The 612-nt window shown below is 61.4% G+C and carries 1 protein-coding gene and 1 pseudogene; both read right to left on the bottom strand.

Annotated features, from left to right (window positions below; genetic code table 11):
- Positions 1–186 (bottom strand): annotated as a pseudogene (locus H1B27_RS39765) (IS110 family transposase); the annotation flags it as partial.
- A 156-nt stretch (positions 187–342) separates the two neighbouring features.
- A partial coding sequence (locus tag H1B27_RS39760) for a transposase domain-containing protein (RefSeq protein WP_197969788.1) occupies positions 343–612 on the bottom strand: 270 nt, incomplete at its 5' end.

Raw genomic sequence — 612 nt, 5'->3', positions numbered from 1 at the left:
CCAGATGCCAAGCGATGACGCCTCGACTCCTACTCTCTCGAGGCGATCCGCGTAGCCCTCTACTGCGGAGCGGATCGCCGCTGGATCGGTCATAACCTTGACCTCGCGAATGGTGAGACCCTCGCCATCGACGATGCAAAGACTGGTTTCTTCAAGACCGACGTCCAACCCAACGTAAAGCTTCATTGGAGCTCTCCTGTGTGGCAACGAACGCCTAAGTCGTTGCACCAGGCTCCGGATTCGGCCACACGGCGGCTATCCTCGTGCACCGGTTTCTCGAAGCCCGATTTGAAGAGCCTTCCTAATCGGGCGTTCGTAAGCGTCCGGCCGCTGCACATGGCATCAGGTCTTGACATGGTCGGCCGGCTTCCAGCTCCACGGCAGCAATTCGTCGAGACGGTTGACGGAATGTCCGTCGATCATCCGCTGCAGCACGTCACGCAGGTAGGCGTAAGGTTCGACGTCGTTGAGCTTGCAGGTCGCGATAAGAGAGCAGATCACCGCCCAGCGATGCCCACCGCCGTCGCTGCCGGCGAACAGGTGGTTCTTGCGGCCGAGCGCGACGGGACGGATCGCGCGTTCGACGGGATTGGTGTCGAGCTCGACGCGGCC

It is taken from the genome of Bradyrhizobium diversitatis (genome assembly GCF_016031635.1).
Taxonomy (GTDB): domain Bacteria; phylum Pseudomonadota; class Alphaproteobacteria; order Rhizobiales; family Xanthobacteraceae; genus Bradyrhizobium; species Bradyrhizobium diversitatis.
This window is presented reverse-complemented; position numbering and strand designations above follow the sequence as displayed.